This window comes from Achromobacter sp. 1011791174 (assembly GCF_059760925.1).
In genome coordinates this window covers 19795-35180 of record NZ_JCBANH010000065.1, presented here as the reverse complement: position 1 = coordinate 35180, position 15386 = coordinate 19795, and the positions used below count along the sequence as shown (strand labels likewise).

13 protein-coding genes and 1 tRNA gene are annotated in these 15386 nt (G+C 69.3%); 4 read left to right on the top strand and 10 right to left on the bottom strand.

Annotation, left to right across the window (positions count from 1 at the left end):
* Nucleotides 1-85: transfer RNA gene (locus tag AC6LJ5_RS20585), tRNA-Leu, on the top strand.
* Nucleotides 86-252: 167 nt separating this feature from the next.
* On the opposite strand, the gene AC6LJ5_RS20580 is transcribed toward AC6LJ5_RS20585, so the two are convergent.
* The 7 genes from AC6LJ5_RS20580 to AC6LJ5_RS20550 all read right to left on the bottom strand — a co-directional run bounded on the left by AC6LJ5_RS20580 (nt 253) and on the right by AC6LJ5_RS20550 (nt 8618).
* Nucleotides 253-696: a dihydroneopterin aldolase gene (locus AC6LJ5_RS20580; RefSeq protein ID WP_103273564.1), complete on the bottom strand. Its 444-nt coding sequence runs from the start codon at nt 694-696 to the stop codon at nt 253-255.
* A complete protein-coding gene (locus AC6LJ5_RS20575; RefSeq protein WP_498141452.1) occupies nt 693-1334 on the bottom strand; it encodes a sarcosine oxidase subunit gamma in 642 nt (213 codons plus the stop codon). Before AC6LJ5_RS20575 ends, AC6LJ5_RS20580 begins: the two co-directional genes overlap by 4 nt.
* Nucleotides 1324-4335, bottom strand: a complete 3012-nt coding sequence (locus AC6LJ5_RS20570; RefSeq protein ID WP_498141451.1) for a sarcosine oxidase subunit alpha family protein — start codon at nt 4333-4335, stop codon at nt 1324-1326. The genes AC6LJ5_RS20575 and AC6LJ5_RS20570 overlap by 11 nt, the downstream gene beginning before the upstream one ends.
* The gene (locus AC6LJ5_RS20565) at nt 4332-4655 is read right to left on the bottom strand and encodes a sarcosine oxidase subunit delta (RefSeq protein WP_392410832.1); all 324 of its coding nucleotides are present in this window, start codon (nt 4653-4655) and stop codon (nt 4332-4334) included. The genes AC6LJ5_RS20570 and AC6LJ5_RS20565 overlap by 4 nt, the downstream gene beginning before the upstream one ends.
* 19 nt (nt 4656-4674) lie before the next feature.
* Nucleotides 4675-5919 carry a sarcosine oxidase subunit beta family protein gene (locus AC6LJ5_RS20560; RefSeq protein ID WP_103273560.1) on the bottom strand — a complete coding sequence of 415 codons (1245 nt, stop codon included), beginning with the start codon at nt 5917-5919 and terminating at the stop codon, nt 4675-4677.
* A gap of 13 nt (nt 5920-5932) precedes the next feature.
* Nucleotides 5933-7321 carry an L-serine ammonia-lyase gene (locus tag AC6LJ5_RS20555; protein WP_498141450.1) on the bottom strand — a complete coding sequence of 463 codons (1389 nt, stop codon included), beginning with the start codon at nt 7319-7321 and terminating at the stop codon, nt 5933-5935.
* A gap of 211 nt (nt 7322-7532) precedes the next feature.
* On the bottom strand, nt 7533-8618 hold the full coding sequence (locus AC6LJ5_RS20550; protein WP_498141449.1) for a GlxA family transcriptional regulator: 1086 nt from the start codon (nt 8616-8618) through the stop codon (nt 7533-7535).
* A 245-nt stretch (nt 8619-8863) separates the two neighbouring features.
* On the opposite strand from AC6LJ5_RS20550, the gene glyA reads away from it, so the two are divergent.
* Both glyA and purU read left to right on the top strand, forming a co-directional pair.
* Nucleotides 8864-10135, top strand: a complete 1272-nt coding sequence (gene glyA / locus AC6LJ5_RS20545) for a serine hydroxymethyltransferase (protein WP_392410835.1) — start codon at nt 8864-8866, stop codon at nt 10133-10135.
* Nucleotides 10136-10159: 24 nt separating this feature from the next.
* Entirely contained in the window at nt 10160-11041 is an 882-nt protein-coding gene (purU, locus tag AC6LJ5_RS20540; RefSeq protein ID WP_103273556.1) for a formyltetrahydrofolate deformylase, read from the top strand.
* Nucleotides 11042-11139: 98 nt separating this feature from the next.
* On the opposite strand, the gene AC6LJ5_RS20535 is transcribed toward purU, so the two are convergent.
* The 3 genes from AC6LJ5_RS20535 to AC6LJ5_RS20525 are packed head-to-tail and all read right to left on the bottom strand — an operon-like array spanning nt 11140 to nt 14136.
* Complete coding sequence (locus tag AC6LJ5_RS20535) at nt 11140-11664, bottom strand: DUF5943 domain-containing protein (RefSeq protein ID WP_498141448.1); 525 nt, start codon at nt 11662-11664, stop codon at nt 11140-11142.
* Between the two features lie 23 nt (nt 11665-11687).
* Nucleotides 11688-12659 (bottom strand): dipeptidase, encoded by a 972-nt coding sequence (locus AC6LJ5_RS20530; RefSeq protein ID WP_392410849.1) that lies wholly within the window; start codon nt 12657-12659, stop codon nt 11688-11690.
* A gap of 58 nt (nt 12660-12717) precedes the next feature.
* Complete coding sequence (locus AC6LJ5_RS20525; protein WP_498141447.1) at nt 12718-14136, bottom strand: MFS transporter; 1419 nt, start codon at nt 14134-14136, stop codon at nt 12718-12720.
* Nucleotides 14137-14434: 298 nt separating this feature from the next.
* Between AC6LJ5_RS20525 and AC6LJ5_RS20520 the strand changes: the two genes are divergently transcribed.
* Nucleotides 14435-15322, top strand: a complete 888-nt coding sequence (locus tag AC6LJ5_RS20520) for a LysR family transcriptional regulator (protein ID WP_103273552.1) — start codon at nt 14435-14437, stop codon at nt 15320-15322.
* Nucleotides 15323-15386 lie beyond the last annotated feature (64 nt).

Below are 15386 nucleotides of genomic sequence, written 5' to 3'. Positions count from 1 at the left end.
GCCCAGGTGGCGGAATTGGTAGACGCGCATGGTTCAGGTCCATGTGCCGCAAGGTGTGGAGGTTCGAGTCCTCTCCTGGGCACCAATTACTACATCACGAATTACCTGCGTGATGCGCCAAAAAACCCCGCATGTGAAAACATGTGGGGTTTTTTCTTTGCCGCGGCCGAAACCGCATCCGATTCAGCCCCCCCTGACATCAGCCCCTGGCTTTCTGCCCTGAGCAACGACCGCCGGCCTCGCATCCCGCTTTTATCCCTTCCCCGCGCACCAGCGCAGATAATCGTCCCGCGTCCACGCCAGCGCCACGCCGACGCGCCGCGCATCGGGCCGGATGCCCGGCTTGTGCACGGCCAGCGTCAGCGCGCCCAGCGCGGGCCAGGTCTGGAACGACAGCGCCGCCAGGTCCGCCACCAGGGTTTCGAGCAGCCGGGTATGCGGCCTGCCGGCAAGAAACGCCGCCACGCGCGCGCAGAAACCGTCGTAGTCGATCCAGACGCCGTCCTCGTCGGGCTCGCCCAGGCAGCCGAGCCGCGCGTCGATCACGATGGGCTGGGGCGCCAGATGCTCATGCGGATAGAGGCCGATCCGGGCCGCCACGGTGTAGCCGTCGACGAACACGGTCCAGCCGCGCGCCCAGGCCCGCGCATCCGCGTCGTCCAGCACGTCACGCGGCGCGTCTCGCAACGAGTTCATGCGAGCAAGGGCGCCGCGGCGTCGAGCAGGATGCGACAGAAATAGTCGGCGAAGCTGCGGCGCACGACCAGATCCATGCGCTCGTCGCCCGTGGGTGCGAGCACGATCGCCGTCTTGAAAAAATGGCTCTGCGCGCATTGCCCGGTCTTGAACACGCGCGGGTGCAGGTCCAGCGGGCAGCCACGGGCCAGCGCCTCGCGCGCCTGCGCGCCGCTGATTTCCAGCACCGTGTAGCCGCTGCCCACGTCCACCGCCGCCGCGTCGGCGCCGGCCAGGGCCGAGGACAGGCGCGCATGCAGCCCGCCGGCCGGCGCCGGCTCGACCGAACGCAGCAGCCATTCGTCCGGCCCCAGCCATAGCGCGTCGTAACGTTCGCCGCGCGCCACGGTATTGGGTTCGGCTGGCAGGCGCAGGCCCGCCACGGCGGCGACGGCCTCGACGAAGGCAGCGTCGGAGGGCTCGCCCCTGACGTTCACCAGATCGAGAAACGCGCGTTCGCGCAACGCGAATCGGGTTGACGCCCCTTCTTGCGCCCGCAGCAGATCCGCCACGCCGACGAGCGGCGACTCCAGCATCAGGCCCCCCGCGCCGCCGCGCGCCGTGCCGGCGGCCGCCACCATATCCGTTTCACTCCGCATGCTGTCGCTCCCCTTGGGCATCGTAGAAAACCGGGCTGGCGATGACGGCGATCGCGCCGCGACCATCGGCCAGCGACACTTCGACGCGTTCGCCCATCCGGTCCAGGCCGCCCCGCACCAGCGCCAGCGCGATCGAACGGCGCAGGATGGGACTGTAGTAGCTGGACGTCACATGTCCGATCATGGGCGTGGGCTCGCCCGGCGTCACGCGCAGATCGCGTTCGACGATCTGCGCCCCTTCGGGCAGCACGCGCAGCGCGTCCTCGGTCAGGAGGCCCACGAACTGCTTGCGCCCCGGCTTGGCCGTATCCGAGCGCGCCAGCGAGCGCTTGCCCAGGCAATCCTTGGTCTTGGCCACCAGCCCGCCCATGCCCAGGTCCTGCGGCGTGACCGAGCCGTCGGTGTCCTGCCCGACGATGATGTAGCCCTTCTCCGCGCGCAGCACGTGCATGGTCTCGGTGCCGTAGGGCGTGATGCCGAATTCCTCGCCCGCCGCCATCAGGGCCTCCCAGACCGCGCGGCCGGCATTCGCGGGCACGTTCACCTCGTAGGCGCGCTCGCCGGAAAAGCTGATCCGCATCACGCGCGCCGGAACGCCGGCGGCCAGGCCGTCCCGATAGCTCATGAAGGGAAACGCCTCGTTCGAGAAATCGATGTCGCCGCAGACCTTGCGCAGCACCGCGCGGCTTTTCGGACCGGCGACCGCGAAGGTGGCCCAATGATCGGTCACCGAGGCCAGCCGGACTTTCAGCTGCGGCCATTCGGTCTGCAGCCAGCGCTCCATCCAGGACAGCACGCGCGCCGCGCCGCCCGTGGTGGTGGTCATCATGAAGTGATGCTCGCCCAGCCTTGTCGTGACGCCATCGTCGAACACCATGCCGTTCTCGTCCAGCATCAGCCCGTAGCGGCATTTGCCGATCTCGAGCTTGCCCCAGGGATTGGTGTACATCCAGTTCAGCAAGGCCACCGCGTCCGGTCCCTGGATATCGATCTTGCCCAGCGTGGAGGCATCCAGGATGCCGACGCCGTTGCGCACCGCCAGGCATTCGCGGCGCACGGCGGCGTGCAGGTCCTCGCCCCGCCGCGGGTAGTACCAGGGCCGCTTCCAGTTGCCCACGTCCTCGAACAGCGCGCCGCGCCCGGCGTGCCACTCATGCAGGCAGGTCTTGCGCACCGGATCGAGGAACTCGCCCAGCTCGCGTCCGGCGAAGGCGCCGAACGAGACCGGCGTGTAGTTCGGCCGGTAGGTGGTGGTGCCAGTCTCGGGGATGGACTTGCCCAGGGCCTGCGCCAGGATGGCCATGCCGTTGATGTTGCCGAGCTTGCCCTGATCCGTGCCGAAGCCCATCGCCGTATAGCGCTTGACATGCTCGACGGATTCGAAGCCTTCGCGCGCGGCCAGCAGGATGTCGGACGCCGCCACGTCGTTCTGGAAGTCGACGAACTGCTTGGGGCCGCGCGCGGCCGCGTCCGGACCGCCCGCCAGCCACAGCGGCATCAGCGCGTCCTCGGCGGTGGACGCCGCCCGGGGAACGGGCAGCGCCGTCGAGACGGAGAAGCCGGCGGCGCTGGCGGCTTCGGCGCCAGCGCGGGTTGCCTGCGCCAGCGCGAGACACAGGTCGAACTCGCCGGCCGCCGCCCCCACGCTGGCCTCGGCCTGCACGCTTTTGCCGGGCACGAAGCAGGCCTTGCGCTCCAGCCACTGCGGCTTGCCGCCGGATTGCGCGTGCAGGTGCAGCACCGGGCTCAGGCCGCCCGACATCGCCAGCAGATCGCATGGCAAGGTCGCGACGCGCCCGCCGGACTGGCCCTTGGCATACGCGTGCACGTCGACGGACGCGACCCGCCGCTTGCCGTGCGCGGCCATCACGACGGCGCCGGCCATCACGGTCACGCCAAGGCGCCGGGCGGCGTCCGGCAGGATGCCGTCGACCGGGGCGCGGGCATCCACCACGACGACCCGGGCGCCGCAATCGGCCAGATCGATGGCCGCCTGATAGGCGCGGTCGTTATTGGTGAACAGCACCGCGTCGCGCCCAGGCAGCACGCCATAACGATGGATATAGGCCGACACGGCCGAGGCCAGCATCACGCCAGGCAGGTCGTTGTTGCCGAACACCAGCGGACGTTCGTGCGCGCCGGTCGCCAGGATCACCCGGCCGGCGCGGATCTTCCACAGCAGCTCGCGCGAACCCGCGCGCATCCGCACCGGCAGATGATCGGTCAGCCGCTGGGCGACGGTCACCAGGTTGTGGTCCTGGTAGCCGAAGGCCGTGCTGCGCGTCAGGATCCGGACATCGGATCGCTGGCGCAGGCCCGCCTCGACGCGCCCGGCCCAGCGCAATGCCGGCTCGCCGTCGATCTCGGCCGGGCAGGACAACAGGCTGCCGCCCAGCTCGCGCTGTTCGTCCACCAGGATCACGCGCGCGCCGGTCGCGGCTGCCGCGTCGGCGGCCGCCAATCCCGCCGGTCCGCCGCCCACCACCAACACATCGCAATGGGCGTAGCGTTTGTCGTAGCGCTCGGCATCGCGGGCATCCGGCGCGCTGCCCAGGCCGGCGGCCGCGCGGATCCTGGCCTCGTAACGGGGCCACAGGCGGCGCGGCCACATGAAGGTCTTGTAATAGAAGCCGGCGGGCAGGAAGCGCGCCAGCCGCTGGTTGATGGCCAGGCGGTCGCGCTCCAGCGACGGTTCCGCATTCACGCTGGACGCCGCCAGGCCCTGGTACAGCTCGATCTCGGTGGCGCGCGCATTCGGCACGCTGTATGGCCCGGCTTCGAGCTGCACAACGGCGTTGGGTTCCTCCACCCCCGCCGCGACGATGCCGCGCGGGCGGTGGTACTTGAAGCTGCGGGCGACGAAACGCAGGCCATTGGCCAACAGCGCCGAGGCCAGCGTGTCGCCCGGGTAGCCCTGGTACGCCACGCCGTTGAACGTGAAATGCAGGGGCTGGGAACGGTCGATGCGCCCCCCTGCCTCCATTCGGTCGACCTGTTTCATTGCGCGCCTCCCTGCCCGGCGGCATCAGCCCCAGCGGCATCGGCCCCGGCGGCGGACGCGCCCGGGGCGAAGGTCTCATAACCCAGGATCTGGTAGCTGACGGTATCGCGCAGCACCTTGAACCAGCGGCGGCAACCCTGCGCGTGCACCCACTGCTCGCGATGCGGACCACGGGGATTCCTGCGCATGAACAGGTAGTCGCCCCATTCACGGTCGGTGAGTTGTTCGGGATGCAGCGGGCGCGCGATGTCGGCCTCGCCGCCGCAGGAGAATTCGGACTCCGCGCGCGGGCCGCAGTAAGGACATTCGATCAGCAGCATGCAGCTCTCCAGGCAGGGTTCAGTGCGCGACGGCGGCGGCGCCGTGCTCGTCGATCAGGTGGCCGGTATAGAAGCGGTCCAGCGAGAACGGCGCGTTCAGCGGATGGGGCGCGTCGCGCGCGATGGTGTGGGCGTACACCCAGCCCGATCCCGGCGTGGCCTTGAAGCCGCCCGTGCCCCAGCCACAGTTGAAGTACAGCCCCTGGACCGGGGTCTTGCTGATGATGGGGCAGGCGTCCGGCGACACGTCGACGATGCCGCCCCACTGGCGGTTCATGCGCACGCGCGAGAAGGCGGGGAACATTTCCACGATCGCGCCCAGCGTGCCCTCGATGATCTGGAAGCTGCCGCGCTGCCCGAAGCCGGTGTACTGGTCGATGCCCGCGCCGATGACCAGATCGCCCTTGTCCGACTGGCTGATGTAGGCATGGACGGCGTTGGACATGATCACGGAGTTGAGCACCGGCTTGAGCGGCTCGGATACCAGCGCCTGCAACGGATGGCTTTCCAGTGGCAGGCGCACGCCGGCCATGTCGGCGAGCGTGGTGGTGTTGCCGGCGGCCACCACGGCGACCTTGGCGGCCTTGATGTAGCCCTGCGTGGTCTCGACGCCGACCACCGCCCCGCCCTCGCGGCGGATGCCGGTCACCTGGCAGTTCTGGATGATGTGGACGCCGGCGCGGTCGGCGCCGCGCGCGTAGCCCCAGGCCACCGCGTCATGCCGGGCCACGCCCGCGCGCCGCTGGATCGACGCGCCCAGCACCGGGTAGCGGCTGTCCAGGTTGATGGCGGGTTCGATTTCCTGGACCTGGGCGGGCGTGAGGAACTCGGCGTCGATGCCGTTGAGCCGGTTGGCGTTCACGCGCCGCTGGGTGTCGCGCACGTCCTGCAGGGTGTGCGCCAGGTTCATCACGCCGCGCTGGCTGAACATCACGTTGTAGTTCAGGTCCTGCGACAGCCCTTCCCACAGCTTCATCGCCTTTTCATAGAGCGCGGCCGATTCGTCCCACAGGTAATTGGAACGCACGATGGTGGTGTTGCGGGCCGTGTTGCCGCCCCCGATCCAGCCCTTTTCCAGCACGGCCACGTTGGTGATGCCGTGCTCCTTGGCCAGGTAATAGGCGGTGGCCAGGCCATGGCCGCCGCCGCCGACGATGACCACGTCGTAGGCGGCGCGCGGCGCCGGACTCTTCCACTGGCGCTGCCAGTTCTGGTGATAGGACAGCCCGTTGCGCAACAGGCTGAAAATGGAATAACGGCTCATGTCCCGGACTCCCTCAGCATTCGACGACGTTCACGGCCAGGCCGCCGCGCGACGTCTCCTTGTATTTGGTCTTCATGTCGGCTCCCGTCTCTCGCATGGTCTTGATGACGGCGTCCAGCGGCACGTAGTGCTGGCCGTCGCCCTTGAGCGCCATGCGCGAGGCGTTGATGGCCTTGATCGCGCCCATGGCGTTGCGCTCGATGCAGGGAATCTGCACGCGTCCGCCGACCGGGTCGCAGGTCATGCCCAGGTTGTGCTCCATGCCGATCTCGGCCGCGTTCTCGACCTGCTCGGGCGTGCCGCCCATCACCGCCGCCAGCGCCGCCGCGGCCATGGAGCAGGCCACCCCGACCTCGCCCTGGCAGCCGACCTCGGCGCCCGAGATCGACGCGGTTTCCTTGTAGATGGCGCCGATGGCGGCGGCGGTCAGCAGGAAATCGACGATGCCGTCGTCATTCGCGCCCGGCACGAAGCGCGCGTAGTAATGCAGCACCGCCGGGATCACGCCGGCCGCGCCGTTGGTCGGCGCGGTGACCACGCGGCCGCCGGCGGCGTTCTCTTCGTTGACGGCCATGGCGTACAGGTTGACCCAATCCAGCATGGCGAGCGGATCGCGCAGCGATTCCTCGGACCGGGCGCGCAGCTGGCGGCGCAGCTCGGGCGCGCGGCGCTTGACGCGCAAGGGGCCGGGCAGCTCGCCCTCCATGCGGCAGCCGCGCTCGACGCAGGCGCTCATGGCCGACCAGATGTCCAGCAGGCCGGCGCGCACCGCCGACGGCGTGCGCCGCGCGCACTCGTTGCGCAGCACCACCTGGGCGATGGACAGCCCGCTTGCGCGGCAGGCGCCCAACAGGTCGGCGCCGGTGCGAAACGGATGCGGCAGGCCGGCGGGCGCAACGGCGTCGTCCCCCTTTCCACCCTGGCCATCGACCACGAAGCCGCCGCCGATCGAGTAATAGATGCCCTCCGCCAGCGGTCCGCCCTGCCCGTCGACGGCCAGGAACCGCATGCCATTGGAATGCGCGCCGGCCTGGACCGCGCCCAGCAGGCGGCGGAAATAGAACAGATGCGCCTTTTCCTCGAAATCGATGACGTGGGTCCCGGCGAGCGCCAGGCACAGCCCCTGGCGGATCCGCGCCAGGCGCGGCTCGACCTCGTCCGGGTCGATGCGGTCGGGCAGGCAGCCTTCCAGGCCCAGCATCACGGCCTTGTCGGTCCCGTGCCCCTTGCCGGTCGCGCCCAGCGAGCCGTACAGCTCGACCCGCACGCCGCGCACGGCGGCCAGCGCGCCCGTCCGCGCCAGGCGCGCGGCGAAACGGCTGGCGGCGATCATCGGACCCACCGTGTGCGAGCTGGAGGGTCCGATGCCGATCTTGAACAGGTCGAAGGCGCTGACGTTCATCTGGCGATTCCTGCGTCCACGGGGTGCGGACGGCGTTGGACGCCAGTACATCAAAGGGCGCAAGCGGCAGATAGAACAAATGCGGCATCGCGCAGGGATCGGCCCGCCAGCGCTCGCCGCATCGGCAAGGGCTCGGGGCCGCCGCGAGTGGCCCGTGCCGGCCGACTGCCGGCCAGCATCGGAGCCCAGCCCTTGCCGGCGCTGACCTGCCCTAGTAAAACTGCGAGCGGTTGGGAAACAGCTCCGCGTAATCGGCCCCATCAGCCGGAGCCGCGCCCGCCGCCTGCGTGGCCGCTTCCTGCCGGCCGCCCGCGCGATAGACGCCCGGCGGCACGCCGTAGGCCTGGCGGAATTCGCGCCCCATGTGGGACGCATCCGAGAACCCGCAGGCCGACGCGATGGCGGCGACGGTCTTGCCGGATTGCCGCAGCATCCAGGCGGCCACGCCCAGGCGCATCGCGCGCGCGTAGGCCTGGGGCGACTTGCCGGTGTCTTCCTTGAACAGGCGCTCAAGCTGCCGCACCGACATGTCGAGTTTCTTCGCCAACGCTTCCACCGTCAGCGCCTGACTCAGGTGCTGCTCCATGAGCAGGATGGCGCGCCTGACCTTGGGATGGCTGGACGGCGCGGCCCCGGGCAGATGCGGCTGCGGCTGCGGCGCGTTGTAGCGCCCGGGTTCGTCGACCTGCAGGATGCGCAGCGCCTTCTGCACGGCGGCCGGCGGGACGTGGCGCGCCAGGATCGCCGCCCCCACGTCAATCGAAGCGCGACCGCCCGAGCAGGTGATGCGGCGGCGGTCCTCGACGTAGAGCCGGTCGGCCACCAGCAGATTGGCGTCGGCCTGCGGGAATTGCTCCAGGAAGTCCCAGTAGTGAAACCAGCTGACGCAGACCCGGTGCCCGTCCAGCACGCCGGCGCGCATCAGCGCGAAGGCGCCGGTGCACACCCCCACCAGCGTCGTGCGCGAGCCGCCCGCCGCGCGGATGAAATCCAGCGTCGCCTTGCTGATTTCGGGCGTCGCGCGCAACAGTCCGCCCACCACGACCAGATAGTCGTAGGCATCGGGACGGCCGAACAGGCTCCAGGGCGCGATCTGCACGCCGCAGCTCGCCCGCACCGGTTGCGGGTTCTCTCCCAGTATTTCCCAGGAGCAGCGGCGCGGGCGGCTGTTGTCGCCCTCGTCGCTCGCCAGGCGCAGCACGTCCACCAGCCCCGAAAAGGCCGTCAAGGTGAAGTCCGGCAGCAGGATGATGCCGAAGCGGACGGGCGCGCCGTCCTGCGCGTCGGGAGCGTTCATGGCGTGGCGGGAATCCCTTGTACGGTGCGGCAGCGTGCGTGGCGGCTCGATGGCGCCGCCGAGCCATTATTCCAGAGATGCGGCGCCAGGGGCAGTTCGCGGCTGGCGCGAATATGCCGTCGCCGAGGCGGTTCCGTTCTAGTCGCGCGCCGGGCCGCGATGCTGTACTGCGTCCAGTCCGCCGCATCGCGCGACGACAGCGCGCGCGGCCACTTTCCCCTCACTTCCCAGCAAGGAACGGTCCCATGTTCTCGACCCGCATGAACATAGAAGATTTCGATCCGGCGCTGTGGGCGGCGATGCGCGCCGAAACCCGCCGCCAGGAAGACCACATCGAACTGATCGCCTCCGAGAACTACGCCAGCCCGCGCGTGCTGCAGGCGCAGGGATCGGCATTGACGAACAAGTATGCGGAAGGCTATCCCGGCAAGCGCTACTACGGCGGCTGCGAGCATGTGGACGAGGTGGAGCGGCTGGCCATCGAGCGCGCCTGCGCGTTGTTCGGCGCCGACTGGGCCAACGTGCAGCCGCATTCCGGCTCGCAGGCCAACGCGGCGGTCTACCAGGCCCTGCTGACGCCCGGCGACACGGTGGCGGGCATGAGCCTGGCGCATGGCGGCCACCTGACGCACGGGGCCAAGGTGAATTTCTCGGGCAAGCTCTACCAGGCCGTGCAGTACGGCGTCGACGCCGAGGGCCTGATCGACTATGACGCGCTGTTCCGGCTGGCGCAGGAGCATCGCCCGCGCATGCTGGTGGCCGGTTTTTCCGCCTATTCGCGCCACCTGGATTTCCCCCGGCTGCGCGCGATCGCCGACAGCGTCGGCGCCTGGCTGTTCGTCGACATCGCGCACGTGGCCGGCCTGGTCGCGGCCGGGCTGTATCCCAATCCGGTGCCTTACGCGGACATCGTCACCACCACCACGCACAAGACGCTCCGGGGTCCGCGCGGCGGTCTCATCATGGGCCGCGCCAATCCGGATATCGAAAAGAAGATCGCCTCGATGGTGTTCCCCGGCATCCAGGGCGGCCCGCTGATGCACGTGATCGCGGCCAAGGCGGTGGCGTTCAAGGAGGCGCAGCAGGCGGATTTCGCCGGCTACCAGCGTCAGGTGCTGGCGAACGCGCGCGCCATGGCCGCCACCTTCCAGGACCGGGGCTACAAGATCGTGTCCGGCGGCACCGACAACCACCTGCTGCTGGTGGACCTGACGGGCAAGTCCCTGACCGGTAAGGACGCCGACGCGGCCCTGGGCCAGGCCGGCATCACCGTGAACAAGAACGCCGTCCCGAACGACCCCCAGCCGCCCTTCGTCACCAGCGGCATCCGTATCGGCACGCCAGCCGTGACCTCGCGCGGCTTCGGCGAGGCCGAAGTCCGCGACGTGGCGGACTGGATCTGCGACGTGCTCGACGATCATCAGAATCCCGCCATCATCGCCACGGTCGCGGATGAAGTGCAGGCGCTGTGCCGCCGCTACCCCGTGTACGGCGCGCCCGCCCAGGACGCCGCCTGAGTCGCCAGCCAGAGGACCTCCGCCATGCACGCCCAGGACGCCCATACCCCTACGCCCCACCCGTTCTGCCTGACCCTGACCTGCCCCAGCGAACCAGGACAGGTCGCCGCCGTGGTCGGGTTCCTGGACCGGCGCGGCGGCTATGTCGATGAACTGGCGGTCTTCGACGACAAGAGCAAGCAGCGCTTCTTCCTGCGCTGCATCTTTCACGGCGTGGCGGCGCAGCCGCTGGAACTGGATGCCTTGAAGCGCGATTTCGCCGACATCGCGGCGCGCTTCGACATGTCCTGGCAGGTGTACGACCTGACGCGGCGGCCCAAGGTGATCATCATGGTGTCCAGGCTGGACCACTGCCTGGCGGACCTGCTGTTCCGCTGGCGCATGGACGAGCTGCGCATGGACATCGCCGCCATCGTGTCCAACCACCCCGACCTGCTCCCCCTGGCGCGGGAACACGCGATCGCCTTCCACCACCTGCCCGTCACGCCGCAGACCAAGCCCGAACAGGAGGCCCGGCTGCTGCGGCTGGTGGAGGACAGCGGCGCGGACCTGGTGGTGCTGGCGCGCTACATGCAGGTGCTGTCGCCCGACGCCACGGCGCGGCTGGCGGGCCGGGCCATCAACATCCACCATTCGTTCCTGCCCGGCTTCAAGGGCGCGCGCCCCTATCACCAGGCCTTCGAACGCGGCGTCAAACTGATCGGGGCCACCGCGCACTTCGTGACCGGGGATCTGGACGAAGGCCCCATCATCGAACAGATGGTGGACCGCGTGGACCACAGCTACGACCCCGCGCAGTTGCTCGCCGCAGGACGCGACATGGAATGCGTGGCGCTGGCGCGGGCCGTGCGGCTGTATCTCGAACGCCGCGTCTTCATCAACGACAACCGGACGGTGGTGCTGTAGCCGCCGGCAGGCCGGGCAGTCGCCGCCGGCCCCGGGGTTGGCGCGACTACCCGGGATGACGCCCGCGCGCATGGATCGGTCCCGCGCGGCCGCCTCGCTCACATGGGCCGGACGTCGAACACGCAGGCGTGTTCCGGTCCATGCTCGCCGGCGCACACAGCCTCATGGCAACGGGCGCGCAGCGTGGAGCCCGCATCGAGCGACACCCAATCCATGGCGCCGGCGAACCAGCCCGCGAACATATGGCAGCGCTTGCCCTCCCCTTCGTGAGCCTGGAGCACGAAGGCGGAATGGCGCAGCTCGATGTCGGCCGTGGCCCGCTCCGGGTCGATGCCGGCGATGGAGAACTGCCCCCAGCCGCGCTGCGAGATCCGGGTCAGATAGTGGGCGAAGACATCGACCCCGCGTATGCCGTGCTGCCGGGCTTCGCGGTCGCACCAGTAGTACGCCGACTTGTGGCCCGCCGCATAGAGGATGGCGGCATAGGCCTCGCGCCCCAGCGCCTGCTCCACCGCCTCGTGGTTGTTGACCAGGAAGTGGCGCGGCACGTAGAGCATGGGCAAGGCGTCGGTGGTCCAGACGCCGGTCTTCTCGTCGACGTCGATGGGAACTTGCGGATTCATGTCGGTCTCCAGGATGGACGGGATCAGGTCGCCCAGACTTCGCCGAACACGCGCAGCCAGTTCGCGCCGATGACCTTCTCGATGCGCGACTCGGGCCAGCCCGCGCGCGCCATGGCGTCGGTCAGGTTGGGAAATTCGCCGATGGTGCGAATGCCCTCCGGGTTCAGGATGGGACCGAAGTCCGTGAGCCTGCGGTAGCGCCCCTTGTCGTGCGTGATCCAGTCGAAAAAGCCCTTGTCGTAGCCCTGGGTGAAGTCCGTGCCCACGCCCACGCAGTCTTCGCCGACCCGGTCGATGGTGTAGCCGATGGCTTCCACATAGTCGTCGACCGTCGCCTCGACCCCGCGCCGCAGGAAGGGCGGGAACATGGTGACGCCGACGAAGCCGCCATGGTCGGCGATGAAGCGCAGCTCGTCGTCGGACTTGTTGCGCGGATGCTCCTTCAGGCCCAGCGGCGCGCAGTGCGAATAGCAGACCGGCCGGGTGGAGGCCAGGATTGCCTCGCGCGAGGTCCGGCCGCCGACATGGGACAGGTCCACCATGATGCCGACGCGGTTCATTTCCCGGATCAGCTCCTGCCCGTAGCCCGACAGGCCGCCGTCGCGCTCGTAGCAGCCGGTGCCGACCAGGTTCTGGGTGTTGTAGCAAAGCTGGATCACGCGCACGCCCATGTCGGCGAAGGCCTCGACATGGCCCAGGTGATCCTCGCAGGCATGGGCGTTCTGGAAGCTCAGGATGACGCCGACCTTGCCCTCGCGCTTGGCCCGCGGGATATCCTCGGCCGTGCGCACCAGGATGGCCAGATCCTGGCAGTCGCGAATCAGCGCCTTCATGTCGGCGATGTTGGCGACCGTGTCCTGGAACCCTTCCCAGACCGAGACCGTGCAGCTGGCCGCGCTGAGCCCGCCGCGCCGCATGTCCTCGAAGATCGAGCGGTCCCACTTGGCGATGATCAGGCCGTCGATGACGATGCTGCGTTGATGCAGCGCGTTCATATGCGGTGCGTCTTTGAGTGCTGCGTTCATATGCGGTGTGTTCATGCATGCTCCTTGCTCAGCGTGTGCGCGGCACGCTCACCGCCCGCGCGGACGGCTCGGGCTGGCGCGCCGACAGTTCTTCCAGCGAGATGCCGCGCGTTTCCACGCCCAGCACATAGACCAGCAGCGCGGCGACGAAGAAACAGCCCGCCCCGACCGTGAACACGCCGCCCTGCCCCCAGTTCGGCAGCACCACGCCCACCAGGTACGGGCCCAGCAGCGATCCCACCCGCCCCACGGCCGACGCGAACCCCGATCCGGTCGCGCGCGCGCCGGTCGAATACAGTTCGGGCGTGTAGGCGTACAGCACCGCCCACATGCCGAACAGGAAGAACTGCATGATCAGGCCGGAGACGATCAGCGGCGTCTCACTGCCCGCCAGGATCGCGGTCTGGCCGTAGGCGTACACGGCCAGCGCGCCGCCCAGCAGCGCGGCGATGCAGGTGGGCTTACGCCCCCATTTCTCGACCAGCCAGGCGGCGCAGAGAAAGCCGGGAATGCCGCCCAGCGAGATCAGCACCGTGTACATCACGGACTTGGTCACGGCGAAGCCGGCCTGCTGCAGCAGCGCCCCCAGCCAGGTGGTCAACCCGTAAAAACCCAGCAGCGCGAAGAACCACAGGCCCCACACCATGATGGTGCGGCTGCGGTACTGCGCCGAGAACAGCAGGCCCAGCGCGCCGCGCTTTTCCGGCGCGGCGGCATGGATCTCGACCGGCTCCGGCAGCGTCCGCACGCCCAGGCTCTTGCTGACCCTGGCCTCGATGTCGCTCAGGACGCGCTCGGCCTCGTCGTGGCGGCCGGCGTGCTCCAGCCAGCGCGGCGATTCCGGCACGTAGCGCCGCACCACCAGCAGGAAGGCTGCCGGAATCGCCAGCACCACGAAGACGGTGCGCCAGTCCGCCACCGACAGCAGGTAGTAGGCAATCAGGCCGGCGGTGATGAAACCCAGCGGCCAGAAGCCGTCCATCAGGGCGATGTAGCGGCCGCGCTGGCGGGTGGGCGTGAACTCGGACAGGATGGTCTGGGCGATGGGAAATTCCATGCCCATGCCCAGGCCCAGCAGCACGCGGTAGAAGATCAGTTCCTGGGCGCTGGCGGCGGTGGAGCACAGGTAGCTGGCCACGCCCCAGATGATCATGCTCACCTGGAACACCGGCTTGCGGCCGAACCTGTCGGCCAGCAGCCCGGACAGCGCCGCGCCGGCCGCCATGCCCAGGAAGCTGGAGCTGGCCAGCAGTCCCGCCTGCGCGGTGCTCAGGCCGAACTCCTGCTTGATGGAACCCAGCACGAAGGTCATCATGCCCAGGTCGATGGAATCGAAGAAGAAGGCGCCCGCGATGATGATGAAGATGACACGGTGGTAACCGCTGATCGGCAGGCGTTCAAGACGTGCGGCGGCGCTGTAGGCCGCGGTGCTGCGCTGCTGGCTCATGTTTTCCCCTGAATATGCGATATGCCCGCGGGGATCGCGGCGCGTCGCCGGATGAACGGCGCGGCCGCCAGGGAGGGCATTCCTGCGCGCTGCCGCCCTCCTTGCCCGCGAGGCCGCGCATGTCGGGATGCGCGGTGAAAGCAAGGCTAAACGCCGTCATGCGCGCCGTAAAATCGCATATTCTGATGGGGGGTATAACGCCGTCTTGTGCCCGCCCGGCGCGCGGATCCGCTAGCCTGGAGCCTGCACAACCCCGCGCGGCGTCCGCCCGCAGATCGCGCTCAGGAAGACTCGGCCCATGGACATCAAGCACTTGCGCACCTTCGTCACCGTGGCCCGGCTGGGCAGCATCACGAAGACCGCCGAGGCCCTGCACCTGACGCAGCCCGCCGTCAGCGGGCAGATCAAGAGCCTGGAGGAAGCGCTGGACGTGAAGCTGCTGCTGCGCACGCCGACGGCCCTGACGCTGACGGGCGCCGGACAGGATCTCAAGCTGCGCGCGGAAAAGGTGATCGACGCCTTCGGCGAATTCGTCAACGCGGCCAAGTCGCGGCGCGGCGCCGTGGCCGGGCAGCTGCGCATCGGGCTGGCTATGTACGACCCGGCCGTGATGCGCGTCGGCGCGCTGATGCAACGGCTCGCGCGCGACTACCCCGGTCTGCGGGTCGACCTGCAGGTCGGGCGGATCAGCTGGTTCTACGACGCGCTGCGCATCGCGGAAATCGACGCGGCCATCTCGGTCTGTCGAAACAGCCTGCCCGGCATCGCCGAAGTGCCCCTGAAAAACATGGTGTTCGAGCTGGTGATGCCGGCCGCCTGGGATGTGCCGGCCAATCCCGACCCGGACGCGCTGCTTGCGCTGCCCTGGATCCGGATGAGTCCGCGCAGCGCCCATTTCGACATGATGCGCGAGATCCAGCAGCAGATCGGCGCGCCGCGCCTGGAAGTGATGGAAGCCGACCACGAAGCCGTCATCCACGCGCTGGTGGCGGCGGGCGTGGGCATCGGCCTGCTGCGCCAGGAACTGGCCGAGATGGGCGAGGCGCGCGGTGAACTGAAGCGCTTGCGGACCTGTGCCGCCACGGCGCGCCTGTCCTTCATCCATGCCGTCGAACGGCAGTCCGACCCGGCCATGGTCGCGGTGGTGAGCGCGCTGCGGGCCACCTGGGGCCTGCCCGACGCCTGACCCGGCCGACCCGCGCCCCGCGCACCCGGCCCGCTCCCGGGCCCGGCCGCCGAGCCGCCGAGCC

Excerpts from the sequence above, each read along its gene's own strand:
- AC6LJ5_RS20580 (WP_103273564.1), bottom strand. The coding sequence starts at position 696 with ATGAACTCGTTGCGAGACGCGCCGCGTGACGTGCTGGACGACGCGGAT.
- AC6LJ5_RS20575 (WP_498141452.1), bottom strand. The coding sequence starts at position 1,334 with ATGCGGAGTGAAACGGATATGGTGGCGGCCGCCGGCACGGCGCGCGGC.
- AC6LJ5_RS20570 (WP_498141451.1), bottom strand. The coding sequence starts at position 4,335 with ATGAAACAGGTCGACCGAATGGAGGCAGGGGGGCGCATCGACCGTTCC.
- AC6LJ5_RS20565 (WP_392410832.1), bottom strand. The coding sequence starts at position 4,655 with ATGCTGCTGATCGAATGTCCTTACTGCGGCCCGCGCGCGGAGTCCGAA.
- AC6LJ5_RS20560 (WP_103273560.1), bottom strand. The coding sequence starts at position 5,919 with ATGAGCCGTTATTCCATTTTCAGCCTGTTGCGCAACGGGCTGTCCTAT.
- AC6LJ5_RS20555 (WP_498141450.1), bottom strand. The coding sequence starts at position 7,321 with ATGAACGTCAGCGCCTTCGACCTGTTCAAGATCGGCATCGGACCCTCC.
- AC6LJ5_RS20550 (WP_498141449.1), bottom strand. The coding sequence starts at position 8,618 with ATGAACGCTCCCGACGCGCAGGACGGCGCGCCCGTCCGCTTCGGCATC.
- glyA (WP_392410835.1), top strand. The coding sequence starts at position 8,864 with ATGTTCTCGACCCGCATGAACATAGAAGATTTCGATCCGGCGCTGTGG.
- purU (WP_103273556.1), top strand. The coding sequence starts at position 10,160 with ATGCACGCCCAGGACGCCCATACCCCTACGCCCCACCCGTTCTGCCTG.
- AC6LJ5_RS20535 (WP_498141448.1), bottom strand. The coding sequence starts at position 11,664 with ATGAATCCGCAAGTTCCCATCGACGTCGACGAGAAGACCGGCGTCTGG.
- AC6LJ5_RS20530 (WP_392410849.1), bottom strand. The coding sequence starts at position 12,659 with ATGAACGCGCTGCATCAACGCAGCATCGTCATCGACGGCCTGATCATC.
- AC6LJ5_RS20525 (WP_498141447.1), bottom strand. The coding sequence starts at position 14,136 with ATGAGCCAGCAGCGCAGCACCGCGGCCTACAGCGCCGCCGCACGTCTT.
- AC6LJ5_RS20520 (WP_103273552.1), top strand. The coding sequence starts at position 14,435 with ATGGACATCAAGCACTTGCGCACCTTCGTCACCGTGGCCCGGCTGGGC.